Genomic DNA, 25,890 nt, shown 5'->3' with positions numbered 1-25,890 from the left:
CCGTAACGCCGCATCTTTTTGTGACGCCGACTACACTTTATTTTCATTGGGATAGTCACTCAGGAAGGAGCTTATGACGAAAAAAATGCAGCATTTCTCGCTTAAAGTGCTGACGATAAACATTCATAAAGGCTTCACAGCATTTAACCGCCGCTTCATTTTACCGGAGCTGCGCGACGCGGTGCGCACCGTCAGCGCGGATATTGTCTGCCTGCAGGAGGTGATGGGTGCACACGAAGTGCATCCGCTTCACTTTGAGAACTGGCCCGACACGCCGCACTATGAATTTCTGGCCGACACCATGTGGAGTGATTATGCCTACGGCCGCAACGCGGTCTATCCGGAAGGGCATCACGGCAACGCGGTGCTGTCCCGCTACCCCATTGAACATTACGAGAACCGCGACGTTTCCGTCGGGGAGAGCGAAAAACGCGGCCTGCTTTACTGCCGCATTACCCCGCCCGACCTTGAGCTGCCCATCCACGTCGGCTGCGTTCACCTGGGCCTGCGCGAAGCCCATCGTCAGGCACAGCTGAAAATGTTGGCCGGATGGGCCAACGCGCTGCCTGACGGTGAACCTGTTGTCGTGGCAGGCGATTTCAACGACTGGCGCCAGCGGGCAAACCACCCCCTGAAGGTGGAGGCCGGACTGGAGGAAATTTTCACCCGGGCGAACGGCAGGCCTGCGCGCACGTTTCCAGTCCGTTTCCCGCTGCTGCGGCTTGACCGCATCTACGTAAAAAATGCCCATGCCAGCAGCCCGACCGCCCTGGCGCTCCTCAACTGGCGGCATCTTTCCGACCATGCCCCGCTCAGCGCGGAGATCCACCTATGAAATGTTCCTGGCAGGAAGGCAACCGGATCACGTTGCTGGTCAACGGGGACGAGTATTACCCGGCCGTGTTTAAGGCGATTGATCACGCCCAGCAGAAGGTGATCCTCGAAACCTTTATCTGGTTCGAAGACAACGTCGGCAAGCAGCTGCACAGCGTGTTGCTGCGCGCCGCCCAGCGCGGCGTCAAAATTGAAGTGCTGCTGGATGGCTACGGCTCGCCGGACCTTAGCGATGCGTTCGTCAATGAACTGACCGCCGCGGGGGTGGTGTTCCGCTACTACGATCCCGGCCCTCGCCTGTTCGGCATGCGTACCAACCTTTTCCGCCGGATGCACCGCAAAATTGTGGTGGTGGATGAGACGGTGGCGTTTGTCGGCGGCATTAACTACTCCGCTGAGCATATGTCCGACTACGGCCCGGAAGCGAAGCAGGATTACGCCATTCGCATTGAAGGCCCGGTGGTGCAGGACATTTTGCTGTTTGAGCTGGAGAACCTGCCGGGGAAAGAGGCCGTTCGCCGCTGGTGGCGACGCCGCCATCGCCCGGAGGAGAACCGGAAGCCCGGTGAAGCACAGGCGCTTTTCGTCTGGCGCGACAACGGCGAGCACCGGGACGATATTGAACGTCACTACCTTAAGATGCTCGCCAACGCCAAGCGCGAAGTGATTATCGCTAACGCCTACTTCTTCCCGGGCTATCGCCTGCTGCATGCCATGCGCAATGCTGCCCGTCGCGGCGTGCGCGTGAAGCTGATCGTGCAGGGCGAGCCGGATATGCCGATCGTCAAAGTCGGGGCGCGGCTGCTGTACAACTACCTGGTGAAGGGCGGCGTCCAGATCTACGAATACCGCCGTCGGCCGCTGCACGGCAAAGTCGCGCTGATGGACGATCACTGGGCCACCGTGGGCTCCAGCAACCTCGATCCGCTGAGCCTGTCGCTTAACCTTGAAGCCAACCTGATCATTCACGACCGCCAGTTTAACCAGACCCTGCGGGATAACCTGCAGGCGTTGATCGTTAACGACTGCGTGCGCGTGGATGAGTCTATGGTTCCCAAACGCACCTGGTGGAACCTGGGCATCAGCGTGGTGGTGTTCCACTTCCTGCGGCATTTCCCGGCGATGGTCGGCTGGCTGCCGGCGCATACGCCGAAGCTGGCGCAGGTGGACCCGCCGGTACAACCCGAAATGGAAACCCAGGACCGCATAGAAGCGGAAGATGGAGGCAAACCCTGATGTCAAAATCGCATCCACGCTGGCGTCTGGCAAAAAAGATCCTCACCTGGGTATTCTTTATTGCCGTCGCGGTGCTGCTGGTGGTCTACGCGCAGAAAGTGGACTGGGAAGAGGTGTGGAAGGTTATCCGCAACTATAACCGGATGGTGCTGCTGGGCGCGACGGGGCTGGTTATCGTAAGCTACCTGATGTACGGCTGCTATGACCTGCTGGGTCGGGCCTACTGCGGCCACAAGCTGGCCAAACGTCAGGTAATGCTGGTGTCGTTTATCTGCTACGCCTTTAACCTGACGCTGAGCACCTGGGTCGGGGGGATTGGCATGCGCTATCGCCTCTACTCGCGGCTCGGGCTGCCGGGCGGGACCATCACGCGCATTTTTTCCCTGAGCATTACCACCAACTGGCTGGGCTATATTCTGCTCGGCGGGGTGATCTTCACCATCGGCGTGGTGCAACTGCCCGCGCACTGGTATATCGATGAGGCCACGCTGCGGATTCTGGGCATCGTACTGCTGCTGATTATCGCCGTTTATCTGTGGGCCTGCGCCTTTGCCAGACGCCGTCATATGACCATTAAAGGGCAAAAGCTGGTCCTGCCCTCGTGGAAGTTTGCGGTGCTGCAGATGGCGGTTTCCAGCGCCAACTGGATGGCGATGGGAGCCATCATCTGGCTGCTGATCGGCGAGGACGTAAACTACTTCTTCGTGCTGGGCGTGCTGCTGGTGAGCAGTATTGCCGGGGTGATTGTGCATATTCCGGCGGGGATCGGCGTGCTGGAGGCGGTGTTTATTGCCCTGCTGGCCGGGGAGCATGTTTCTCAGGGAACGATTATCGCCGCCCTGCTGGCGTACCGCATGCTGTATTACTTCCTGCCGCTGGCGCTGGCCACGATCTGCTATCTGGTGCTGGAAAGTCGGGCGAAAAAGCTGCGGGCGAAGAATGAGAGGATGCTAGCGAAGTGAATAAGTCGGGTGGCGGCTTCGCCTTACCCGACCTACGGTTCGCGCTTCGTAGGCCGGGTAAGGCGAAACCGCCACCCGGCAAAGCAATCTTAACGACGGTTGCCAAGAATTCGCAGCAGCATCAGGAACAGGTTGATGAAGTCCAGATAGAGCGTCAGCGCGCCCAGAATCGAGTATTTGCGCAGGTTTGAACTGTCGCGCACGTCGATCTGCTCGCCGATGTTTTTCAGTTTCTGCGTGTCATAAGCCGTCAACCCGACGAAGAGCACCACCCCGATATAGGTCACGGCCCACATCAGCGCTTCGCTCTTCAGCCACAGGTTCACCAGTGACGCCAGCACAATCCCAATCAGCCCCATAAACAGCATGCTGCCGAAACCGCTCAGATCGCGCTTCGTGGTGTAACCGTACAGGCTCATCGCACCGAACATCCCGCCGGTGACCACGAAGGTGCTGGCAATGGATGAGTAGGTGTAAACGATAAAGATGCTGGAAAGCGTCAGCCCCGTTAGCGCCGAATAGAGCATAAACAGGGTCGTTGCCATGCCGGCACTCAGCTTGTGCACCAGACCCGAAAGCACAAACACCAGCGCCAGCTGCGCGATAATCAGCCCAAAGAAGGTGATTTTGCTGGAGAAGATAAACATCATCAGCTCCGGCGTGTTCGCCGCATACCACGCGATAAACGCGGTAAGTAGCAGGCCAACCGTCATCCAGCCGTACACCTGAGCCATATACGTCTGCAGGCCGCTACGGGTCTGCTGTACTATTGAATCGGAACGCGGAAATCGGTCCATGATTCACTCCTGATTAAGATTAAGTAGACACACTCGTTAAGAGTAACACATCCACGTAAACCGACTACCAACGACTGGCGGCCTGCTTATCGCTGTCGCGAGATTCTACCCAGCGGTCGCCTTCCGGCGTGGCTTCGCGCTTCCAGAACGGGGCTTTGGTTTTGAGGAAATCCATAATGAACTCCCCTGCGGCAAACGCGCTGCCGCGGTGGGCGCTGGTCACCCCGACAAAGACAATCTCCTCGCCAGGCCACATCTCGCCGATGCGGTGAATCACCGTGACGCGCCCGAGCGGCCAGCGGCCTCGCGCCTCGTCCACAATCTCCGCCAGCGATTTTTCCGTCATGCCGGGATAATGCTCCAGCGTCAGCGCCTTCACGCTGTCACCGAGGTTATGGTTACGCACCTTGCCGGTAAAGGTCACGACCGCGCCGTCTTCATCGCGTTCCGCCAGCCAGCTGTATTCGGTCCCCACGTTAAAACGCTCGGGACTTACCAGAATTCGGGTTTCAGCCATCTTAACCCCCTGTCACCGGCGGGAAGAAGGCCACTTCATCCCCGGCCTTCAGCGGATGGGTAAGCTCCACCAGCGTCTGGTTAACGGCGGCCAGCAGCTTGCCTTCGTCCAGCGCCAGCGCCCAGCGGTCGCTCTGTGCCGCCAGATGCGCGCGCAGAGCCGCAACGTTTTCAAAAGAGGCATCCAGCGTCAGGCTGTCGGTATTGACCAGCTCGCGCACCTGCGCAAAAAAGAGCACCTTAATCATGGCTGTCCACCTTAAAATCACCGGATTTGCCGCCGCTTTTTGCCAGCAGGCGAACCGGGCCAATCACCATGTCTTTCTGCACCGCTTTGCACATGTCGTAGATGGTCAGCGCGGCAACGGAAGCCGCCGTCAGCGCCTCCATCTCCACGCCGGTTTTACCGGTTAAGCGGCACAGCGATTCAATCCGCACGCGATTGTGCTCCGGCTGGGCCTGCAGGTTTACCTCCACCTTGCTCAGCATCAGCGGATGGCACAGCGGAATGAGATCCCAGGTGCGCTTGGCGGCCTGAATACCCGCGATGCGCGCGGTCGCAAAGACATCACCCTTGTGATGGCTGCCGTCGATAATCATTGCCAGCGTTTCCGGCAGCATGGTGACGAACGCTTCCGCGCGCGCCTCGCGCACCGTTTCCGCTTTGGCGGAGACGTCAACCATATGCGCTTCGCCAGCGGCGTTAATGTGGGTCAGTTGTGACATAGCTTATTTCTTTAAATGGGGATGGAAATTACACGGACGGGTACGGGCATCCAGCTGCGGGGCGATGATGTTTTCCCACGCGGTGCGGCAGGCTTTCGTCGAGCCCGGCATGGCGAAAATCAGGGTTTTGTTCGCCACCCCGGCAACGGCGCGCGACTGCAGCGTGGAAGTGCCAATCTCTTCAAAGGAGAGCATGCGGAACACCTCGCCGAAGCCTTCCACCTCGCGGTCGAACAGCGGGAGCAGCGCTTCAGGCGCCTGATCGCCTGCGGTAAAGCCGGTGCCGCCGGTGATCAGCACCACCTGCACCTCATCACTGGCGATCCACTGCGAGACCTGCGCGCGAATGGCGTAGCGGTTCTCCTTCACGATCGCTTTATCAACAATGTTATGCCCCGCGTCATGGGCCGCCTCGCGCAGCCAGTGGCCGGAGGTATCATCCTCTTCGCCACGGCGGTCGGAAACGGTAAGGATCGCAATGCGTGTCGGGATAAATTCTGCGCTGACCTGACTCATCTTCTGATTCCTTCTTAAGACTGGTTACCCGCCGATGTAAGACAGGTTCTGAGTAATGCCGGTATTGCCCTGATGCAGGAAGTGGGTCTGTTTTTTATGCGTCAGTGCTTCAGAAATGCGCGCTTCAAGCGCGTCCTGCTGCGCATCGTCTTCCAGCAGATCGCGAAGGTCCACGCCGCCGTCGCCGAACAGGCAGAGATGGAGTTTGCCCACGGAAGAGACGCGCAGGCGGTTGCAGCTGGCACAGAAGTCTTTCTCGTAAGGCATGATAAGCCCGATCTCGCCTTCATAATCAGGATGGCAGAAGACCTGTGCCGGACCGTCGCTGCGCTGGCGGATCTGGTGGATCCAGCCGCGCCTGAGCAGTTCGTCGCGCAGCACCATGCCGGAGATGTGATGGCGGCGAAACAGCTCGCTGCCCTCGCCGGTTTCCATCAGCTCAATAAAACGCAGCTGAATGGGGCGAGTTTTGATCCACGCCAGGAAAGTATCGAGCTGGTGATGGTTTACATCACGCATCAGCACCGTGTTGACTTTGACTTTTTCGAAGCCGGCCGCAAATGCCGCATCGATACCGTCCATGACCTGCTGGAATTTATCCTGGCCGGTAATGGCGTGAAACTGGCGGGCGTCCAGACTGTCCACGCTGACGTTAATGGCGGTTAAGCCCGCATCGCGCCAGGTGGCCACGTCGCGCGCCATACGGTAACCGTTGGTGGTCACCGCAATCTGGCGGATACGTTCATTTTCACGCACGGCGGCAATGATGTCGGGGAAATCGCGTCGCAGCGAGGGTTCACCGCCGGTAAGGCGCACTTTTTCGGTGCCGAGTTCAGAGAAGGCGCGCGTGACGCGGCGCACTTCATCCACGGAGAGAAAGCCGTTATTGGTGACGCTGCCCGGTTTGTAGCCGTCGGGCAGGCAGTAGGTGCAACGGAAATTGCACACATCGGTAATCGACAGACGTAAGTAATAAAACTTACGCGCGAAAGCATCAGTAAGTTGTGAAGCCATGTACACCTTTCCAGATACGGGAGGCACAGTCATTTCTTTCTGTACCCTGGTGGCAAATTCGCCACGGCCAGAGCGCCATATCTTTCGACACAGGCACAAGGGCTAGAGTGTATGTTTTCAATGTTGAAAACGTGGTTAGGGCGATAGTAGCGCGGAAATTCGGACAGCGCCATTGTCGCTTTTCGCTATATAACTATGTATATAGCGAATCATTCGCCCATTTTCGCTACAGAATACCTAAAAACCGCACTTTCACATTGATATACGTCATTTTGCATCGGGTGAGGCATCGTCTTTTAGGGGTAGTTAGGTTACTGTTACGCGATCGAACGTGATAAGGAATACGTATGCGCAATCGCACTTTTGCGGATCTTGACCGAGTGGTCGCTCTTGGCGGAGGCCACGGCCTGGGCCGCGTCATGTCCTCATTGTCGTCACTCGGCTCAAGGCTGACAGGGATAGTGACCACCACCGACAACGGCGGCTCAACCGGGCGGATCAGACGTGCCGAAGGCGGTATTGCCTGGGGCGATATGCGCAACTGCCTGAACCAGTTAATTACCGAGCCGAGCGTCGCGTCGGCGATGTTTGAGTACCGTTTTGGCGGCAATGGCGAACTTTCCGGACATAACCTCGGAAATCTGATGTTAAAGGCGCTGGATCACCTGAGCGTAAGGCCTCTCGAAGCCATCAATCTGATCCGTAATCTGCTCAAAGTGGACGCATTTCTGATCCCCATGTCTGAACAACCGGTTGACTTGATGGCCATCGACGCCGAAGGGCATGAAGTTTACGGCGAGGTGAATATTGACCAGCTTCTGCTGCCGCCCAAAGAGCTGATGACTTACCCGAGCGTGCCGGCGACGCGTGAAGCCGTAGAAGCAATTGGCGACGCGGATTTAATTCTGATCGGCCCGGGCAGCTTTTACACCAGCCTGATGCCGATCCTGCTGGTGAAAGAGCTGGCGCAGGCGCTGCGCCGCACCCCGGCGCCAATGGTTTACATTGGTAACCTCGGGCGTGAACTGAGCCCGGCAGCCGCAAGCCTGTCGCTGGCGGATAAACTCAATTTGATGGAGCATTACGTCGGTAAGAAGATCATTGACGGCGTGGTGGTGGGGCCGAAGGTGGATGTATCCGGTATCGGCGATCGTCTGGTGGTGCAGGAGCCGCTGGAGGCCTCAGACATCAAGTATCGCCACGACCGCCATCTGCTGCGCGAGGCGCTGGAGAAGGCGATTCAGGCGCTGGGTTAGATTCGTTTTGTGAGGCCTGATGCCCTCACCCCGGCCCTCTCCCAAGGGGAGAGGGAGAAAACAACGCTTTACTCACGATGCCGCGATAAACAGATCCCGCAGCTGATGAAGCTGGTCGCGGATCTGCGCCGCCTCTTCGAACTCCAGGTTCTGCGCGTGCTGCATCATCTGTCCTTCCAGCTCGTGGATTTTCTGCTGCAGCGCTTTTGGCGTCAGCACGACGGTATCTTCTTCCACCACTGAACGCGCCTTGCCGCGGCCTTTCGCTTTGGTTTTGGCGATGTTCTGACCCAGCGCCAGAATATCCACCACCTTCTTGTTCAGCCCCTGCGGGGTAATGCCGTGTTCTTCGTTGTAGCGCTGCTGTTTCTCACGGCGGCGCTCCGTCTCACCAATCGCTTTCGCCATCGACGGGGTAATTTTGTCGCCGTACAGAATCGCTTTACCGTTGACGTTACGCGCGGCGCGGCCAATGGTCTGAATCAGCGAACGCTCGGAACGCAGGAAGCCCTCTTTGTCCGCATCCAGAATCGCCACCAGCGAGACCTCCGGCATATCGAGACCTTCTCGCAGCAGGTTAATCCCTACCAGCACATCAAACTCACCCAGACGCAGGTCGCGGATAATCTCCATGCGCTCCACGGTATCGATATCCGAGTGCAGATAACGCACCTTCTCGCCGTGCTCTTCAAGATACTCGGTCAGGTCTTCCGCCATACGCTTGGTGAGCGTGGTCACCAGCACGCGCTCGTTGATGGCGGAACGGGCGCGGATCTCAGAGAGCAGGTCGTCCACCTGCGTGGCCACCGGACGCACCTCGATAACCGGATCCAGCAGCCCGGTCGGACGTACCACCTGGTCAACCACCTCATCGCCCGATTTTTCCAGCTCATAGTTGCCCGGCGTGGCCGAGACGTAGATGGTTTGCGGCGCCAGCGCCTCAAACTCTTCAAACTTCATCGGACGGTTATCCAGCGCTGACGGCAGGCGGAAGCCGTATTCCACCAGCGTCTCCTTACGCGCCCGGTCGCCACGGTACATCCCGCCGATCTGCGGGATCGTGACGTGGGATTCGTCGATCACCAGCAAACCGTCGGCCGGAAGGTAATCAAACAGCGTCGGCGGCGGCTCGCCCGGCCCGCGCCCGGAGAGGAAGCGGGAGTAGTTTTCAATGCCGGAGCAGTAGCCCAGCTCGTTCATCATCTCCAGGTCGAACTGGGTACGCTGGCTCAGGCGCTGCTCTTCCAGCAGCTTATTGTTCGCCAGCAGCACCTTACGGCGCTCGGCCAGCTCCACTTTGATCTCTTCCATCGCCTGCACGATACGCTCGCGCGGCGTCACGTAGTGCGTTTTCGGGTAGATGGTGAAGCGCTGGATCACCGACTCAACGTGTCCAGTCAGCGGGTCGAAGAGCGACAGGCGTTCGACCTCCTCGTCAAACAGCTCGACGCGCAGCGCCATATCGTCCGATTCTGCCGGGAAGATGTCGATCACTTCACCGCGCACGCGGAAGGTGCCGCGCTGGAAGGCCTGGTCGTTGCGGGTGTACTGCAGCTCCGCCAGGCGACGCAAAATCGCGCGCTGGTCAATGATCATCCCCTGCGTCAGGTGCAACATCATCTTGAGATAGAGATCCGGATCGCCCAGACCGTATATCGCGGAAACCGAGGCAACGACGATCACATCGCGACGCTCCAGAAGCGCCTTCGTGGCCGACAGTCGCATCTGCTCGATGTGTTCGTTCACCGAGGCATCTTTCTCAATGAAGGTGTCAGAACTCGGCACATAGGCTTCAGGCTGGTAGTAATCGTAGTAGGAGACGAAATACTCTACCGCGTTTTCCGGGAAGAACTCTTTCATCTCGCCGTATAGCTGCGCCGCCAGGGTTTTATTGGGTGCCAGCACCATCGTTGGGCGCTGGAGATCCGCAATCACGTTGGCAATGGTAAATGTTTTACCCGAGCCGGTGACCCCCAGCAGCGTCTGGTGCGCCAGCCCATCCTCCAGTCCTTCTTCCAGACGACGGATCGCCTCAGGCTGATCGCCAGATGGACGGAAAGCAGAATTCAATTTGAACGGTTTACTCATGGGCGACAACCTGATGACGTTATAAGCGGCAGGTGAGTAATTTTACTCCTTGTTGCCAGGAATGCCAGTAAAAAACACTGGATGAAAAACCAGTAGCATGTCAGGATATTTAGAGTAGCGCCTGAATGATTAGCGCGATAGCGACCAAAATTTGGACTGTGACAACATAAAACACCAGTCAGGTCAGGTTATCCCCAGAACTTTTTCTTTTTTAACATTTGTCAAGCCAGGTAATGATAGTTTTGTGGCAACCGGTGACACTTTCATGACGGGAATTGCTTTTATCTAAGCAATTAAAAACTAAACGATATTTTCTAAAGCCGCGTTTCGCGTCAATTTGGGCGTAAGCCGCGTCTTCTCTCGCTTATCGCGTGTTTTCTAACTCTAATGCACATGGTTATCCACAGGAATAGTGGATAACTGCTTCCAGCCCATACAGACTGGCGCTCCGCAAATTCCCGGATTTTCCCACGAGACGGCGGCAAAAAATTTTTATAGCTATTTTTTGCTGATTAACAGTTGCGTCATTCATAACCAACCGATGCGATCTTGCTCACATTTTCACCCTTTCGGGCTCTGCACCACAACTCACCACCACCAGCACCGTCGATGTGCAAGCCCGGTTTTTATCCGCCGCGCTTCTGTGACTTATTCCTAAAAAAGTCGCTTTTTTAACCACTTTCCGCTTTATGGCAGGGGTTTTGCAGATTCATCCACGAGCCACACCTACACACATTTTTAAGGAGAGAAAGATGTTGAGTCTGCGTGCAGTGAATCAGTTTTACGGAAGTCAACATACGCTATGGAATGTGGATTTAGATTTTCCGCAAGGGATGTGTACAGGCGTCGTTGGTCTGCCGGGCATGGGGAAAACCACCCTCATGAATTGCATCGCCGGGAAAGTGCCTGTCGAAAGCGGCAGCATCATCTGGTATGAGGCGGGCGCACCGCCGCGTGATTTGCTCCACCCGCCGTCAGAACAGCGCTCCGGGCCGGGGATTGGCTATGTCTCGCAGGACAGGCGGATCTTCTCTCAGCTAACGATTGAGGAGAACCTGCATATCGCCATGCGGGCGACGGGGAAACCTAACCCGGAGGCGAAAAATGACGTTTACGACCTGTTTCCGGCGCTCTATGGGGTGCGGCAAACCCGCGCGAACACGCTCTCTCCGGACGACCAGTATCAGCTGGCGCTGGCTAATGCGCTGGTAAACCGCCCTCACCTGCTGATCCTGGATGAACCCCTGCAAGGCGCGGGGCACAGCGTTGCCCAGAAGCTGGTGCAGCTGCTGGGGCGATTAAACCGGGAGTTAGGGATGACGGTGCTATTAGCGGAGCAGCAGCTGTCGTTTATCCGTCGGGTGGCGGACCGTTTCTGTATGCTCTATCGCGGGCGTAACGTGGCGCAGGGCCACGTTACCGAACTGGATGATGAGCTTATCGCTCACTGGATGTCGCGGGAAGCAAAACGCTGAGATCGAGATAACGTCCTGTTTCGGCATTTTCCGCGCCGTCAGCAAGCCATGGGATCTCCCCGAGGCACGGCGCGGGCAGGACGCGCCTGAGCGTCGCCAGATACTCCAGGTGTCGTTTACCCGGCGCAACCACGTCGTTGGCTATCCAGCCCGCCAGACGCAGCCCGGCCTGCTGTATGGCCTGCGCCGTCAACATGGCGTGATTGATGCAGCCCAGCTTGACGCCGACGACAAGAATGACCGGAAGCTGCTCGGCCTGCACCCAGTCAGCAAACGTCTGCGTGTCCGAAAGCGGCGTAAACCAGCCGCCAGCCCCTTCCACCAGCACCCAGTCGGCCTGATTTTCCAGCGTCCGCAGTCCGGCAGACAACACAGCGAAATCAATCGGACGACCTTCATCGGCGCTGATAATGTGCGGTGAGGTCGGCTCGGCAAAGGTGTACGGATTCACCGCGGAATAGGCGAGTTCACGCGTGCTGTTACGCTGGAGCGCCAGCGCGTCGGTGTTGCGTAACCCTTCCGCCGTCATCTCGCTGCCGGACGCCACGGGCTTATACCCGGCAGTGTTTTTCCCGAGCAGCCGTGCCGCCTGCAGCAGCGCCGAGCTGGCCACCGTTTTGCCCACTTCTGTGTCCGTGCCGGTGACAAAATAACGTTCAGTCACGTTCGATAATCCCATGAAAAAGTTGATAGGAGAGCGGGAATTGACCCCGCTGCTGCGGCCAGGCCAGCTCAAGGCGCTGCAGCTGACCGCGGGTGAGCGGTTTTTTCTCGCGTCCGGTATGCAGGTGCGTGGCGCCTATGCCCTTCAGCGAACGCATGGCGCTGAACGCATCGCTAAAATTGAGTGTGATGGTCTGCACCACGCTGCGAGCGCGCCAGCCTGCCAGCGCCTGCGTCACCTGATCATGCGATAAAAACCGGTTAGCGTGCGGCTGTTCATCGACTGCCTGCCAGGCCTGATTCAGCTCCGGCAGCGAACTTTCCAGCAGGGTGGTAAACGCCACCTTCCCGCCCGGTCGCGCCACGCGATAAAGCTCACGCAAGGCCTGCGGCAGGCTGCTGCACCACTGAACCGCCAGATGGCTCCAGACCAGATCATACTGCGCATCTGCCAGCGGGATCGCCTCGATATCGGCCAGCAGATAACGATCTGCCGCCTGCCGCTGGCGCGCCTCTTCCAGCATCTGGGCTGAGAGATCGATAGCCGTCACCTGGCTTCCTGCCCCGCGCCAGTAGCGGCTGTTGCTGCCGGGACCACACCCGGCGTCCAGCACCTGTGGAAAACCGTTCTCGCCAAGGGCGGCCAGAAGCCCCTGCGCGCTCAGACGCTGCAGCTCATCATGCTGCGAATAGCTCTGCGCGGCGCGGCCAAATGCGGCCGCGATGGCCTGCTTATTCACCGGCATCATGGAGCGCCTCCAGCAACGTCTCAATATCCTGTCGTTCATGCGCCGCCGTCAGGGTTAAGCGCAGCCGCGCCGTGCCCGGTGGGACGGTGGGCGGGCGGATGGCCGTGACCCACATGCCGCGCTGGCGCAGCGCCTGTGCCAGGGCCAGCGCGCGGGCATTTTCACCGACAATCACCGGCTGGATAGCGCTCTGCGAATCGGTGCTGCGGAAGGGCAGCGCCGCGAGTCCCTGACGGAAGCGGGCGATATGCTCTGCCAGCCGCTGGCGACGCTCATCCCCTTCCGCGCTGCGTATCACCGCCAGCGACGCTGACAGCGCCACGGCCTGCGCCGGAGGCATGCTGGTGCTGTAAATCAGGTGTCGGGCAAACTGCAGCAGATAGTCGGCGACGGATTCGCTGCACAGCACGGCGGCACCGCTAACGCCAAAACCTTTGCCGAAGGTGACAATCAGCAGTTCCGGCTTCACGTTTTGCTGATACGCGCTCCCGCGCCCTTCGTCGCCCATCACGCCAATGCCGTGCGCATCATCGACCAGCAGCCAGGCATGCTGCCGCTTTGCGGCCTCGTGCAGCGCGGCAAGCGGCGCGCTGTCGCCGTCCATGCTGAACACCCCTTCCGTGACCGCCAGCTGTTGTCCTTCGCAGGGTTTATCCAGCAGCGCAGCGAGCTGTCCCGCATCGTTATGGGCAAAACGCCGCAGCTGCGCCGGGCTTAAATTTGCCGCCTCCAGCAGGGAGGCGTGGCTCAGGCGGTCGGCGACAATGCGGTCCGCCTTCCCCATCAGGGCCGTGATGACCGCCTGGTTGGCGGCAAAGCCGGAGATAAACAGTAGCGCGCGCGGGTAGCCGAGCCAGTCAGCCAGTTCCTCTTCCAGCGCCTGATGCGCCGTGGTGTATCCGCTGACGTGTCCCGATCCGCCGCTGCCCACGCCAAACCGCTCCGCGCCCTGCTGCCAGGCGCGGATAATGGCCGGATGCTGGCTCAGCCCGAGATAGTCGTTGCTGGAGAAATTGCAGAACCGCTGGTCTTCACGGGTAAGAAAACGACCCGCGCCGTTTTCCACCACCCTGCGAACGCGAAATGCCTCTGCCGCCCGACGGTCGTCGAGCGCAGAGTTGATACGTGCCTGCCAGGTCATACGGCTGCCGCGTTGTAGAACTGGTCGGTGTCGGCATTGAAAATCTGCTGCTCCAGCTGCTGCTGTTGCTCGTTATCGCCCGTCAGCACTTCGGTTTGATGCGGGTTCAGCCCCAGCTTACGGAACAGCTGAACGTCTTTGTCCTCTTCCGGGTTAGGCGTGGTCAGCAGCTTGCAGCCGTAGAAGATGGAGTTGGCGCCGGCCATAAAGCACATCGCCTGGGTCTGCTCGTTCATCTGCTCGCGGCCCGCCGAGAGGCGAACGTAAGACGTTGGCATCATGATACGCGCCACCGCGATGGTGCGGATAAAATCAAACGCATCCACGTCCTCGTTATCCGCCAGCGGCGTGCCCTTGACCTTCACCAGCATGTTGATCGGCACGCTTTCCGGCGGAGTCGGCAGGTTCGCCAGCTGCAGCAGCAGGCCCGCGCGGTCTTTCACCGTCTCGCCTAAGCCCACGATGCCGCCGGAACAGACCTTGATCCCCGCGTCACGCACTTTATCCAGCGTATCCAGACGCTCCTGGTAGGTACGCGTGGTGATGATATTGCCGTAAAATTCCGGCGAGGTGTCGAGGTTGTGGTTGTAGTAATCCAGCCCCGCGGCCGAGAGGCGCTGCGCCTGCTCTTCGTTGAGCGTACCGAGGGTCATGCAGGCTTCGAGGCCCATCTCCTTCACGCCCTTCACCATCTGCTCCAGATACGGCATGTCGCGATCGTGCGGGTTCTTCCACGCCGCGCCCATGCAGAAGCGGGTTGATCCAGCGTTTTTCGCCTTGCGCGCGGAGTCAAGGACCTGCTCCACTTCCATCAGGCGCTCTGACTCCAGACCGGTTTTGTAGCGCGCACTCTGCGGGCAATATTTGCAGTCTTCGGGGCAGGCGCCGGTCTTGATCGACAGCAGCGTGCTGACCTGAACATGGCGAGGATCGAAATGCTGACGATGCACCTGTTGGGCTTCGAACATCAGCTCAAGGAAAGGTTTGTTGAATAATTCAGTAACTTGCGACATCGTCCAGCGTGCGTGGTGAGCCATCGGGCTTCTCCAAAGGGTTTTGTTAATTTTCGGTTCGGTTTATACTCGTAAACCTAAAACTTTTCAAAATGGTTTACAAGTCGATTATGACCCAGGACGATCTCGCCTTCGACAAGCAGCATATCTGGCACCCTTACACCTCCACGACCCGCCCCCTTCCCGTCTATCCGGTGGCCTCCGCCCACGGCTGCGAGCTGCACCTCGCCAGCGGCGAGCGGCTCGTTGACGGGATGTCCTCCTGGTGGGCGGCGATTCACGGGTACAACCACCCGCGCCTGAATGCGGCGATGAAGGCCCAGATTGACCAGATGTCGCACGTGATGTTTGGCGGGATCACCCATCAGCCCGCGGTGGATTTATGCCGACGTCTGGTAGCGATGACGCCTGACTCGCTGGAGTGCGTATTCCTGGCGGATTCCGGCTCCGTGGCGGTGGAAGTGGCGATGAAAATGGCGCTGCAGTACTGGCACGCGAAGGGCGAAGCGCGCCAGCGTTTCCTCACCTTCCGCAACGGCTATCACGGGGATACCTTCGGGGCGATGTCGGTGTGCGATCCGGATAACTCCATGCACAGCCTGTGGAAGGGGTATCTGCCGGAAAACCTGTTCGCCCCTGCGCCGCAGAGCCGCTTCGACGGCGAGTGGAACGAGATGGACATGGTCGGCTTCGCGCGGCTGATGGCAGCACATCGTCACGAGATTGCTGCCGTCATTCTTGAACCGATCGTGCAGGGCGCGGGCGGAATGCGGATGTACCATCCGGAATGGCTGAGGCGTATTCGCAGGATGTGCGACCGCGAGGGCATTCTGCTGATTGCCGATGAGATCGCCACCGGCTTTGGCCGTACTGGCAAGCTATTTGCCTGCGAGCATGCGGGTATCGCCCCGGATATTCTGTGCCTCGGCAAAGCGCTGACGGGCGGCACCATGACGCTCTCCGCCACGCTCACGACCCGCCAGGTGGCCGACACCATCAGCGACGGCGAAGCAGGCTGCTTTATGCACGGTCCGACGTTTATGGGCAACCCCCTGGCCTGCGCCGTGGCGAGTGAAAGCCTGGCGATTCTGGCGAGCGGCGAGTGGCAGACGCAGGTTGCGGCGATTGAAGCGCAGCTGAAAGCGGAGCTGAAAGCGGAGCTGAGCGCCGCCTCGGGGGCGAATTTCGTGGCGGATGTGCGCGTGCTGGGCGCCATCGGGGTGATTGAAACCACCCATCCGGTGAATATGGCGGCGTTGCAGCGTTTCTTCGTGGATCAAGGCGTGTGGGTACGGCCTTTCGGCAAGCTTATCTACCTGATGCCGCCGTACAGCATTACGCCGGAGCAGCTGCGTAAATTAACCGACGCGGTCGTAACAGCCGTTAACATTCCCGCGCATTTCACGATTTAACCCTATGCATTACACTTGCTGAACGAGCGATCAACGAGGGTAAACCGTATGAAAATCATCAGTAAAGATCTGCGCGACGGTGAAAAACTGCCGGAACGTCACGTTTTTAACGGCATGGGGTATCAGGGAGACAATATCTCCCCGCACCTGGCGTGGGACGAGGTTCCGGCAGGCACCAAAAGCTTTGTCGTGACCTGCTACGACCCAGATGCGCCTACTGGCTCCGGCTGGTGGCACTGGATTGTGGCGAACCTGCCTGCCGACACGCGCGTACTACCGCAGGGTTCCGGTTCAGACCTGGTTGCCCTGCCTGAAGGTGCCATTCAGACGCGCACTGACTTTGGTAAAGCGGGCTACGGCGGCGCGGCGCCGCCAAAAGGGGAAACCCACCGCTATATCTTCACGGTGCACGCGCTGGATGTGGAGAAGATTGAGGTCGATGAAGGCGCGAGCGGCGCAATGGTCGGGTTTAACGTGCATTTCCATTCCCTGGGGAGCGCATCGATTACAGCGATGTATTCCTGAAAAAAGCCGGGTGGCGGCTACGCCTTACCCGGCCTGGATTTCGCACGCGTAGGCCCGGTAAGCGCAGCGCCACCGGGCAAAAAAAATCACAGCACCGAAGGTAACAGCCCCACCAGCCGCCCTTCTTCCAGAAGCTGCATCGCCTTATCAATATCCGGGGCAAAGAAGCGGTCGTCGTCGTAATGGGTGACGTGCTCGCGCAGCACCTGACGCGCCTGCTCCAGCAGCGGGCTGGATTTGAGCCCCTCACGCAGATCGATACCCTGACTTGCCGCCAGCCATTCCACCGCCAGCACACCGCGGGTGTTGGAGGCCATTTCCCAGAGACGACGCCCGGCAGCCGGTGCCATCGAAACGTGATCTTCCTGATTCGCCGAGGTTGGCAGGCTGTCCACGCTGTGCGGATGCGACAGCGCCTTGTTCTCGCTTGCCAGCGCTGCGGCCGTCACCTGAGCAATCATAAAGCCCGAGTTGACCCCGCCGTTACGCACCAGGAACGGTGGCAACTGGGACATGTGTTTATCCATCATCAGCGCGATGCGGCGCTCGGACAACGCGCCGACTTCGGCAATCGCCAGCGCGATATTATCCGCCGCCATTGCCACAGGCTCGGCGTGGAAGTTACCGCCGGAGACCACCTCGTTTTCCTGGGCGAACACCAGCGGGTTATCGGACACCGCGTTGGCCTCCACCAGCAGCACCTCCGCCGCCTGGCGCAGCTGCGTCAGGCACGCGCCCATCACCTGCGGCTGGCAGCGCAGGGAATACGGATCCTGCACCTTTTCACAGTTGTGGTGTGACTCCGCGATCTCGCTGGTGTCGGTAAGCACGTGACGGTACATCGCGGCAGCATCGATCTGCCCGCGCTGACCGCGCACCTCGTGGATGCGGGCATCGAACGGGCGACGCGAGCCCAGCACCGCTTCGGTAGCCAGCGCACCGCACACCACCGCCGAGGCAAACAGATCTTCCGCTTCAAACAGGCCGCGCAGCGCGAAGGCGGTCGACGCCTGGGTGCCGTTCAGCAGCGCCAGCCCCTCTTTCGCCGCCAGCGTGATCGGCGTTAAGCCGGCTTTTTTCAGCGCCTCTTTCGCCGGAAGCCACTCGCCCTGCCAGCGCGCTTTGCCTTCACCCAGCAGCAGCAGCGACATGTGCGCCAGCGGTGCGAGATCGCCGGAGGCCCCGACGGAGCCCTTCGCCGGGATCCACGGATAGACCTCCGCATTAACCAGCGCCATCAGCGCCTGGATCACACTCAGGCGAATGCCGGAGAAACCGCGCGCCAGGCTGTTGATTTTGAGCACCATCATCAGACGGACAATCTCATCGTCAAGCGGCTGGCCGACGCCCGCCGCGTGCGACAGCACCAGAGAACGCTGCAGGTTTTCCAGATCGTGCGTCGCGATGCGGGTCTGCGCCAGCAGCCCAAAGCCGGTATTAATCCCGTAAGCCGTGCGCCCTTCGGCAACGATGGCTTCAACGCAGGCCACGCTGTCGTTAATGGCGGCGTGAGCACTTTCATCCAGCGAAAGGGTGACCGGCTGACGCCAGACGTTACGCAGCTGTTTGAGCGTCAGTGAGCCGGGAGTGAGGGTTAATGCGTTCATTCATGCTTTCCTTGTGTGGCAGGGATCATCGGCAGGTTAAGGCCCTGCTCTTTGGCACAGTCAATGGCAATCTCGTAACCCGCATCCGCGTGACGCATCACGCCGGTTGCCGGGTCGTTGTGGAGCACGCGAGCGATACGCGCGGCGGCTTCATCCGTTCCGTCACAGACAATAACCATCCCGGAATGCTGGGAGAAGCCCATCCCCACGCCGCCGCCGTGGTGCAGCGACACCCAGGTCGCGCCGCTGGCGGTATTCAGCAGGGCGTTCAGCAATGGCCAGTCGGACACCGCATCCGAGCCGTCGCGCATGGCTTCCGTTTCACGGTTCGGGCTGGCGACGGAGCCGGAGTCCAGGTGGTCGCGGCCAATCACAATCGGCGCGGAGACTTCACCGCTGCGCACCATTTCGTTAAAGGCGAGGCCGAGTTTTTGACGCCACTCCAGCCCTACCCAGCAGATACGCGCTGGCAGCCCCTGGAAGTTAATGCGCTCGCGGGCCATGTCCAGCCAGTGGTGAAGGTGTTCGTCATCGGCGACGATCTCCTTCACTTTGGCGTCGGTTTTGTAGATGTCCTCTGGGTCACCGGACAGGGCAACCCAGCGGAACGGCCCGATGCCGCGGCAGAACAGCGGGCGGATATAGGCCGGGACGAAGCCGGGGAAGTCGAAGGCGTTATTCACGCCCATCTCTTTCGCCATCTGGCGAATGTTGTTGCCGTAATCAAAGGTCGGAATACCCATCTGGCTGAAGGCCAGCATGGCGGATACGTGTTCCGCCATGGAGCGTTTCGCGGCAAGCACCGTGCCTTCCGGATCGGTCTCCGCTTTTTGCTGGTAGGCTTCCCACGTCCAGCCTTTTGGCAGGTAACCGTGCAACGGGTCATGGGCGCTGGTCTGGTCGGTGACCAGATCCGGACGCACGCCGCGGGCGACGAGTTCTGGAAGAATGTCCGCCGCATTTGCGCACAGGGCAATCGACACCGCTTTGCCTTCGGACGTGTATTTTTTGATGCGCGCCAGCGCATCGTCCAGGCTGGTCGCCTGTTCATCGACGTAGCGGGTACGCAGACGGAAATCAATGCGGCTCTGCTGGCACTCAATGTTCAGGGAACACGCGCCGGCCAGCGTGGCGGCCAGCGGTTGCGCGCCGCCCATGCCGCCCAGACCGGCGGTCAATACCCAGCGGCCTTTCAGCGAGCCGTTGTAGTGCTGGCGACCGGCTTCCACGAAGGTTTCGTAGGTGCCCTGCACGATCCCCTGGCTGCCGATGTAGATCCAGCTCCCGGCGGTCATCTGGCCATACATCGCCAGCCCTTTCGCGTCCAGTTCGTTGAAGTGTTCCCACGTTGCCCAGTGCGGCACGAGGTTTGAGTTGGCGATCAGCACGCGCGGGGCGTTTTTGTGCGTTTTAAACACGCCCACCGGCTTGCCGGACTGCACCAGCAGGGTTTCGTCGTGTTCGAGTTCGGTCAGGGATTTTACAATTGCGTCATAGCATTCCCAGTTGCGCGCGGCGCGGCCAATGCCGCCATAAACCACCAGCTCGTGGGGGTTTTCCGCCACCTCAGGATCGAGGTTGTTCATCAACATGCGCAGCGGGGCTTCGGTGAGCCAGCTTTTGGCGGTAAGGGTGGTGCCGCGCGCGGCGCGGACGTCCTGCTGGCGGTATTTACCTGACGACATTGTGTGCTCCTATACGGGACAGATGATGCATTTAGATATACTTGTATAGACAAGCACACACAAGGTCGAATTTAACAAAAAAGATACAATTTTGTTATATTGCGTTAGCGATCACGCTTATAAAACTTATGACATAAAGTGGCCCTGCAGCCGGTAACGGTTACCCGGGAAAAGCAGCCGGGCATGCGACACAATGTGCGACGAGGACCAGGTTCGACGGCGGATCAGCAGGCACGGGTCGTGCTCTTTAATGCGCAGCCGCTCGCACTCCTGCGGCGTGGCGCGCACGGCTTCCACAATGTGCTCCCCTTCCGTCAGCGGTGCGACAAGCGAAAGATAGGCATGCGGCGTGGTGTGGGTGTAATCCTGGTTCAGATAGTCCGGTATCCGTTCGGCGTTAACGCAGCGATCTTCAATCTGCACCGGAATGTCGTTTTCGAAATGCACCATCACGGAGTGGAAGATGCGGCTGCCTTCTTTGACGTTCAGCTCTACCGCCTGCTCGGGGCTGGCCTGGGTCTCTTCGAGCACCAGCACCTCACAGCGGTGCTGATGATTACGCGCGGCAATTTCGTCCGCAATACTGCGGATTTCAAACAGGGCGGATTGCCCTTTCGGTTCCGCCACAAACGTCCCGACGCCCTGCAGACGCACCAGAAGCCCTTCGTCGGTCAGCTCGCGCAGCGCGCGGTTGACGGTCATCCGGCTAAAGCCAAACTGCGCCACCAGATCGGCCTCCGAGGGAATGCGGTCGTGCGGCCGCCAGACGCCGGTGGCGATTTTTTCGCTGATCGCCTGCTTCACCTTTTCGTAGAAAGGTGCGGGAGAGCTCGACTGCGGCAGGGGTGAGCGTGAAAACATCGTGACTCCTTGAATAGTGTTATGCCCACCAGTGAGCAATTTGCCAGGCCAGGCGGGCGGCGAGCTTAGCGCCCTGCCCGTCCCGATCGTACTGCGGGTTAAACTCTACCAGATCGGCGGCCTGGAGCTTACCGCTACGGCAGATATGTTCGATGACGGGGAGGAGATCCAGTGCCGGAATGCCTAACGCAGCCGGAGCGGAAACAGCAGGCATCTCGCTGGCGGGCAGGACGTCCAGATCGATCGTCAGGTAAACGCGATCGGCCTGCGCCAGCACACTTTCCAGCGCGGACAGTGCATCGCGCCTGAAATGGAGATCCTCCACCAGCGTGACGTTCAGGCGTTCGGCCTCATCCCACAGCGCCTGCGTGTTTGCCGCCCGGCTCACGCCAAAGCAGGCGTACTGAAATGCCCGCCCGCGCTCATCGCAGTAGTGCGCCAGCTGGCGAAACGGCGTGCCGGACGTCGCCCGGTCGGCCTTGCGCAGATCGAGATGGGCATCAAGGTTGATGATGACAACCCGCTCGTTCGGGAAGGCGTCCAGCACGCCGCGACCGTGCGCCCACGCGGTTTCGTGTCCGCCGCCAAAGACCAGCGTGCGCATCCCGGAGCGCTGGCAGGCTGTCACGGCATCGCTTAACGTCTGCTGTGCCGCCTCAAGCTCGTCACCTTCAACGTAGACCGATCCCATATCCGCCAGCCGATCGTGTCCCTGATGGCTTGCCATATTCGCCAGCGCCTTTCGCAGCATATCAGGCGCCTGCACAGCACCGGGTCTGCCCTGATTGCGTTTTACCCCTGCATCACATTCAAAGCCTATCAGCGCAATGCCGGATGATAGCGGCGTGAACGCTCCCTGCTGCCGTATCGTCTGGAAAATGCGCGTTGCGTTGCTGGCCTCGGCGCTGTCGTCGCGCCCCTGCCAGACCGTTTCGGCTACGGGCCGCCATAACCTCATACTGCCTCCCCACGGAAAATACGTTGATACAGCGGATTGCGTCCCGGCTCGTAGACCATCTCTACCGGATGGTGTGCATCCCAGACGATGAAATCAGCGACAAACCCGGCCCGCAGCTGTCCGTGGGTTTCCCCGCGGCCCAGCGCCTGCGCGGCATGCCGCGTGACGCCAGCCCAGGCCTCTTCAGGCGTCAGGCCAAACTGGACGCAGGCCATGTTCATCGCCAGATGCAGGCTGGCAAACGGGCTGGTACCGGGGTTATAGTCGGTCGCGACCGCCATCGGCACGCCCTGTTTTCTGAGCTGTTCCACCGGCGGACGCTGGCGCTCCTGCAGAAAATAGAACGCGCCCGGCAACAGGACCGCAACCGTGCCGCTTTGCGCCATCGCCTGAACGCCTGCGTCGTCAAGATATTCGATATGATCGGCGGAGAGTCCTTTATACCGGCTGACCAGCGCCGCACCGCCCTGATTCGACAGCTGCTCGACGTGCCCTTTCACCGGAATACCGAGCGCGGTCGCCGCCTTAAAGAGGCGCTCGGTTTGCGACGGCGTAAAGCCGACGTTTTCGCAGAACACGTCTACTGATTCGTATAACTCTTTTTGCCACAGCGTGGGCAATATCTGATCACAGACCAGCGTGAGGTACGCATCCGGATCCTGTCGGTATTCCGGCGGAACCGCATGAGCCGCCAGCAGCGTTGGGCTGATATCAACCGGATTATTGAGGCTCAGCTGGCGTGTGACCTGCAGCATCTTCTCTTCGGCCTCGGCGTTGAGACCGTATCCGGATTTGATTTCAACCGTGGTGACACCTTCATTCATCAGACGCTGAAGCCGCTGCTGCGCCAGCTTAAGCAGGGTTTCGGGCGAGCTGCTGCGCGTCGCCGTCACGGTAGCGTTAATCCCGCCCCCCTGGGCGCTGATGGTTTGATAAGAGACACCGTTAAGACGCTGCTCCCACTCCGCCGCGCGATCGCCGCCAAACACCAGGTGGGTATGGCAGTCAATCAGGCCCGGCGTGACCAGACGTCCCTGAAGATCGACACAGTGACGGTGTCCGGCCGGAATGTCAGATTCAGGGATCACGGCCAGAAGGGTGTGGCCGCGTACGACCAGGGCGTGTTGCTCTTTCAGTCCATAGGGCGCACAGACGTCCGGCGCCATCGTAGCCAGTCGCGCATTTCGCCATATCACATCGTCGGGATGAATCTGCTGCATGGGCATTCCACTTGTCATAGGTTGTATAGACATTTATTTTCATCTGTTGTCTGCTGTCAACCGACTTTGCGGAAAATGTTATTTATTTGTGATCACTTACCCGCCGCCCCTGGGCTAAAAATGCAACTTTTACCCTTTTTATCTTCCCGTTTCGCTCAACTTAGTATAAAAAAGCAGGCTATTTCGTCTATCCCGTAAAGACTTGCATACCCAGGAGCTTCACCTTGAACATTTCCAGGATTTCCCGTCTGGCGTTAGCACTCGCCTTTGGCGTGACATTATCCGCATGCAGTTCAACCCCACCGGATCAGCGGCCTTCTGAGCAGGTCGCGCCCGGTACGGCCTCCCGCCCGATTTTGTCTGCTGATGAAGCGAAGAACTTCGACCGTGCGCACTACTTCTCGTCGATGGATCCTAACGCTGCGCCGTGGACCCCGTCCTCGATTAACCTGCCGAAACAGCCTGACTTCGTGGTTGGCCCGGCGGGAGCGCAGGGCGTAACGCATACCTCGATTCAGGCTGCGGTAGATGCTGCCATCACGAAACACAGCGCGTCTCGCCAGTACATCGCGATCCTGCCAGGTGAATATGAAGGCACCGTGTATGTTCCGGCGGCACCGGGCAGCATTACGCTTTACGGTCTGGGCGAAAAAGCGATCGACGTAAAAATTGGCCTGGCGATTGATTCCGAAATCGACAGCAACACCTGGCGTCACCTGGTGAACCCGGCCGGTAAATATATGCCGGGTAAACCGGCGTGGTACATGTTTGATAACTGCCAGAGCAAGCGTGCCGCCACCATTGGCGTGATGTGCTCTGCGGTGTTCTGGTCCCAGAATAACGGTCTGCAGCTGCAGAACCTGACCATCCAGAATACCCTGGGTGACAGCGTTGACGCCGGTAACCACCAGGCCGTCGCGCTGCGCAGCGATGGCGATAAAGTGCAGATTAACAACGTCAACATCCTGGGTCGTCAGAACACCTTCTTCGTGACCAACAGCGGTGTACAGAACACGCTGCAGAATAATCGTCTGACCCGTACGCTGGTAACCAACAGCTACGTTGAAGGTGATGTGGATCTGGTGTCCGGCCGCGGAGCGGTGGTATTTGATAACACCGATTTCCGCGTGGTGAACTCACGCACTCAGCAGGAAGGTTACGTGTTTGCTCCGGCAACCCCGTCGAACCTCTTCTTCGGCTTCCTGGCCGTGAACAGCCGCTTTAACGCTGCCGGTGACGGCGTGGCGCAGCTGGGACGCTCCCTGGACGTGGACGCTGCGACCAACGGTCAGGTTGTAATCCGCGACAGCGTGATCAACGAAGGCTTCAACATGGCGAAGCCGTGGGCGGATGCGGCGATCTCCAAACGTCCGTTCTCCGGCAATACCGGTGCGGTGGACGATAAAGGGAACGTGCAGCGTAACCTTAACGACGCTAACTTCAACCGCATGTGGGAGTACAACAACCGCGGTCTGGGTAGCAAAGTGGTTGCTGAGCCGAAGCAGTAAGCAGTCCTTTTGCCGGGTGGCGGCTTCGCCTTACCCGGCCTACAGGTTATGTAGGCCCGGTAAACGCGGTGCCACCGGGCATAAAAAAACCTCGCATTCGCGAGGTTTTTTGTTTTAAGCCGCTTAGTGAGCGTTAACCACCACCCACATCGGCCCCTGGCCTACGGCGTAGCGCCCTTTCTCTTCCAGCAGACCCTGCTCGCCTTTAATTTCATACAGCGCGATATGGTGGGATTTCTGCCCCGCTGCAATCAGGTATTTGCCGCTGTGATCGATATTAAAGCCGCGCGGCTGAGTTTCCGTCGGCTGGAAGCCTTCAACCGCCAGCACGCTGCCGTCTTCGGAAACGCTAAACACGGTAATCAGGCTGGAGGTACGGTCACAGGCGTACAGATGACGGCCATCTGGCGTAATGTGGATATCTGCCGCCCAGCGGGTGTCGGAGAAATCAGACGGCATCATGTCCAGCGTCTGCACGCACTCAATCTGACCGTTTGGATCTTTCAGTTCCCATACGTCCACAGAACTGTTCAGTTCGTTGACCACGTAGGCGTACTGCTGGTTCGGATGGAAGACCATATGACGCGGACCTGCGCCTTCTACCGTCGTGACTTCAGCTGGATTCTGCGCCACCAGGTGACCATCGTCGCTCAGGGTGAACAGGCAGATACGATCCTGCTTCAGCGCAGGCACCCACAGCGTGCGGTTATCCGGAGAGATATTCGCCGAGTGGCAGCCTTCAAGCCCTTCCACCACATCCACGGTTTCGACCGGAATGCCATCTTCAAGACGGGTTACGCTGACGCAACCCGCGTTATAAGAGCCGCTGAAGACAAAGTTGCCTTTACGATCGGTTGAGATATGGGTTGGGCTGCCCGGCAACGGGGCTTCGGCAGTGTAAGTCAGCGCGCCGTCGTCCGGAGAGATGCGATAGGCCAGCACGCGAAACTCCGGGCGCACACCCACGTACAAGAAACGTTTATCCGGGCTGATAACCATCGGTTGCACCTGACCTGGTACATCAACAACCTGAACCAGCGTGAGTGTCCCCTCGGTATTTAAACGCCAGACGTGGATCTGCTGGCTTTCAGGACTGGCGGTATAAACGGTTTGTTTCATGAATATTCA

Annotated in this window: 25 protein-coding genes and 1 riboswitch; of the genes, 8 read left to right on the top strand and 17 right to left on the bottom strand. The window is 59.2% G+C overall.

The window, feature by feature from the left end; translation table 11 throughout:
• Window positions 1-73: 73 nt before the first annotated feature.
• The 3 genes from ACMGGU_RS04785 to ACMGGU_RS04775 are packed head-to-tail and all read left to right on the top strand — an operon-like array spanning window position 74 to window position 3,032.
• Window positions 74-835 carry an endonuclease/exonuclease/phosphatase family protein gene (locus ACMGGU_RS04785; RefSeq protein WP_045909492.1) on the top strand — a complete coding sequence of 254 codons (762 nt, stop codon included), beginning with the start codon at window positions 74-76 and terminating at the stop codon, window positions 833-835.
• Complete coding sequence (gene clsB, locus ACMGGU_RS04780) at window positions 832-2,070, top strand: cardiolipin synthase ClsB (protein ID WP_045909491.1); 1,239 nt, start codon at window positions 832-834, stop codon at window positions 2,068-2,070. The genes ACMGGU_RS04785 and clsB overlap by 4 nt, the downstream gene beginning before the upstream one ends.
• Entirely contained in the window at window positions 2,070-3,032 is a 963-nt protein-coding gene (locus ACMGGU_RS04775; RefSeq protein WP_063621219.1) for a lysylphosphatidylglycerol synthase domain-containing protein, read from the top strand. The genes clsB and ACMGGU_RS04775 overlap by 1 nt, the downstream gene beginning before the upstream one ends.
• An 89-nt stretch (window positions 3,033-3,121) precedes the next feature.
• Here ACMGGU_RS04775 and ACMGGU_RS04770 read toward each other — a convergent pair whose 3' ends face one another.
• From ACMGGU_RS04770 to moaA, 6 genes are all read right to left on the bottom strand, one after another.
• Complete coding sequence (locus tag ACMGGU_RS04770; protein WP_069719576.1) at window positions 3,122-3,829, bottom strand: Bax inhibitor-1 family protein; 708 nt, start codon at window positions 3,827-3,829, stop codon at window positions 3,122-3,124.
• A gap of 64 nt (window positions 3,830-3,893) precedes the next feature.
• Window positions 3,894-4,346: a molybdopterin synthase catalytic subunit MoaE gene (gene moaE / locus ACMGGU_RS04765; protein ID WP_167212274.1), complete on the bottom strand. Its 453-nt coding sequence runs from the start codon at window positions 4,344-4,346 to the stop codon at window positions 3,894-3,896.
• A 1-nt stretch (window position 4,347) separates the two neighbouring features.
• Entirely contained in the window at window positions 4,348-4,593 is a 246-nt protein-coding gene (moaD, locus tag ACMGGU_RS04760) for a molybdopterin synthase sulfur carrier subunit (RefSeq protein WP_008501143.1), read from the bottom strand.
• The gene (gene moaC, locus ACMGGU_RS04755; protein WP_008501142.1) at window positions 4,586-5,071 is read right to left on the bottom strand and encodes a cyclic pyranopterin monophosphate synthase MoaC; all 486 of its coding nucleotides are present in this window, start codon (window positions 5,069-5,071) and stop codon (window positions 4,586-4,588) included. The genes moaD and moaC overlap by 8 nt, the downstream gene beginning before the upstream one ends.
• 3 nt (window positions 5,072-5,074) lie before the next feature.
• Entirely contained in the window at window positions 5,075-5,587 is a 513-nt protein-coding gene (gene moaB, locus ACMGGU_RS04750; RefSeq protein WP_045403780.1) for a molybdenum cofactor biosynthesis protein B, read from the bottom strand.
• 24 nt (window positions 5,588-5,611) lie between these two features.
• Window positions 5,612-6,601, bottom strand: a complete 990-nt coding sequence (gene moaA / locus ACMGGU_RS04745) for a GTP 3',8-cyclase MoaA (RefSeq protein WP_053076358.1) — start codon at window positions 6,599-6,601, stop codon at window positions 5,612-5,614.
• Window positions 6,589-6,723: riboswitch (molybdenum cofactor riboswitch) on the bottom strand. (Overlaps the previous gene by 13 nt.)
• A gap of 225 nt (window positions 6,724-6,948) precedes the next feature.
• Between moaA and yvcK the strand changes: the two genes are divergently transcribed.
• A complete protein-coding gene (yvcK, locus tag ACMGGU_RS04740) occupies window positions 6,949-7,857 on the top strand; it encodes a uridine diphosphate-N-acetylglucosamine-binding protein YvcK (RefSeq protein WP_048026997.1) in 909 nt (302 codons plus the stop codon).
• Window positions 7,858-7,929: 72 nt separating this feature from the next.
• On the opposite strand, the gene uvrB is transcribed toward yvcK, so the two are convergent.
• The gene (uvrB, locus tag ACMGGU_RS04735; protein WP_045909484.1) at window positions 7,930-9,945 is read right to left on the bottom strand and encodes an excinuclease ABC subunit UvrB; all 2,016 of its coding nucleotides are present in this window, start codon (window positions 9,943-9,945) and stop codon (window positions 7,930-7,932) included.
• Window positions 9,946-10,697: 752 nt separating this feature from the next.
• On the opposite strand from uvrB, the gene ACMGGU_RS04730 reads away from it, so the two are divergent.
• A complete protein-coding gene (locus tag ACMGGU_RS04730) occupies window positions 10,698-11,420 on the top strand; it encodes an ABC transporter ATP-binding protein (RefSeq protein WP_252077399.1) in 723 nt (240 codons plus the stop codon).
• Here the strand turns inward: ACMGGU_RS04730 and bioD are convergent.
• From bioD to bioB, 4 genes are read right to left on the bottom strand one after another with little or no spacing between them, the layout of a single operon-like run.
• Window positions 11,383-12,084: a dethiobiotin synthase gene (gene bioD, locus ACMGGU_RS04725; protein ID WP_074180315.1), complete on the bottom strand. Its 702-nt coding sequence runs from the start codon at window positions 12,082-12,084 to the stop codon at window positions 11,383-11,385. The genes ACMGGU_RS04730 and bioD overlap by 38 nt on opposite strands.
• Window positions 12,077-12,832 (bottom strand): malonyl-ACP O-methyltransferase BioC, encoded by a 756-nt coding sequence (gene bioC, locus ACMGGU_RS04720; protein WP_252077400.1) that lies wholly within the window; start codon window positions 12,830-12,832, stop codon window positions 12,077-12,079. Before bioC ends, bioD begins: the two co-directional genes overlap by 8 nt.
• On the bottom strand, window positions 12,816-13,973 hold the full coding sequence (gene bioF / locus ACMGGU_RS04715) for an 8-amino-7-oxononanoate synthase (RefSeq protein ID WP_395299893.1): 1,158 nt from the start codon (window positions 13,971-13,973) through the stop codon (window positions 12,816-12,818). The genes bioC and bioF overlap by 17 nt, the downstream gene beginning before the upstream one ends.
• Window positions 13,970-15,010: a biotin synthase BioB gene (gene bioB / locus ACMGGU_RS04710; protein ID WP_008501133.1), complete on the bottom strand. Its 1,041-nt coding sequence runs from the start codon at window positions 15,008-15,010 to the stop codon at window positions 13,970-13,972. The genes bioF and bioB overlap by 4 nt, the downstream gene beginning before the upstream one ends.
• A gap of 86 nt (window positions 15,011-15,096) precedes the next feature.
• Here bioB and bioA point away from each other — a divergent pair, with 86 nt between their 5' ends.
• Window positions 15,097-16,398 (top strand): adenosylmethionine--8-amino-7-oxononanoate transaminase, encoded by a 1,302-nt coding sequence (gene bioA / locus ACMGGU_RS04705; RefSeq protein WP_395299892.1) that lies wholly within the window; start codon window positions 15,097-15,099, stop codon window positions 16,396-16,398.
• 48 nt (window positions 16,399-16,446) lie between these two features.
• Entirely contained in the window at window positions 16,447-16,923 is a 477-nt protein-coding gene (locus ACMGGU_RS04700; RefSeq protein WP_008501131.1) for a kinase inhibitor, read from the top strand.
• Window positions 16,924-17,009: 86 nt separating this feature from the next.
• Here the strand turns inward: ACMGGU_RS04700 and hutH are convergent, their stop codons facing one another.
• From hutH to hutI, 5 genes are all read right to left on the bottom strand, one after another.
• Window positions 17,010-18,530, bottom strand: a complete 1,521-nt coding sequence (gene hutH / locus ACMGGU_RS04695) for a histidine ammonia-lyase (RefSeq protein ID WP_420300283.1) — start codon at window positions 18,528-18,530, stop codon at window positions 17,010-17,012.
• Window positions 18,527-20,215: a urocanate hydratase gene (gene hutU / locus ACMGGU_RS04690; RefSeq protein ID WP_223540163.1), complete on the bottom strand. Its 1,689-nt coding sequence runs from the start codon at window positions 20,213-20,215 to the stop codon at window positions 18,527-18,529. Before hutU ends, hutH begins: the two co-directional genes overlap by 4 nt.
• A gap of 126 nt (window positions 20,216-20,341) precedes the next feature.
• Window positions 20,342-21,076, bottom strand: a complete 735-nt coding sequence (locus tag ACMGGU_RS04685; protein ID WP_196364852.1) for a histidine utilization repressor — start codon at window positions 21,074-21,076, stop codon at window positions 20,342-20,344.
• 19 nt (window positions 21,077-21,095) lie between these two features.
• On the bottom strand, window positions 21,096-22,034 hold the full coding sequence (gene hutG / locus ACMGGU_RS04680; RefSeq protein ID WP_420300282.1) for a formimidoylglutamase: 939 nt from the start codon (window positions 22,032-22,034) through the stop codon (window positions 21,096-21,098).
• On the bottom strand, window positions 22,031-23,254 hold the full coding sequence (gene hutI / locus ACMGGU_RS04675) for an imidazolonepropionase (protein ID WP_420300281.1): 1,224 nt from the start codon (window positions 23,252-23,254) through the stop codon (window positions 22,031-22,033). The genes hutG and hutI overlap by 4 nt, the downstream gene beginning before the upstream one ends.
• A gap of 224 nt (window positions 23,255-23,478) precedes the next feature.
• On the opposite strand from hutI, the gene ACMGGU_RS04670 reads away from it, so the two are divergent.
• Entirely contained in the window at window positions 23,479-24,762 is a 1,284-nt protein-coding gene (locus ACMGGU_RS04670) for a putative acyl-CoA thioester hydrolase (RefSeq protein WP_353145052.1), read from the top strand.
• Between the two features lie 123 nt (window positions 24,763-24,885).
• Here ACMGGU_RS04670 and pgl read toward each other — a convergent pair whose 3' ends face one another.
• Window positions 24,886-25,881 carry a 6-phosphogluconolactonase gene (gene pgl, locus ACMGGU_RS04665; RefSeq protein WP_045909472.1) on the bottom strand — a complete coding sequence of 332 codons (996 nt, stop codon included), beginning with the start codon at window positions 25,879-25,881 and terminating at the stop codon, window positions 24,886-24,888.
• Between the last annotated feature and the right edge of the window lie 9 nt (window positions 25,882-25,890).

Origin of the sequence: Enterobacter sp. BNK-8 (genome assembly GCF_048685095.1) — a bacterium.
GTDB lineage: Bacteria > Pseudomonadota > Gammaproteobacteria > Enterobacterales > Enterobacteriaceae > Enterobacter > Enterobacter quasiroggenkampii.
This window is presented reverse-complemented; position numbering and strand designations above follow the sequence as displayed.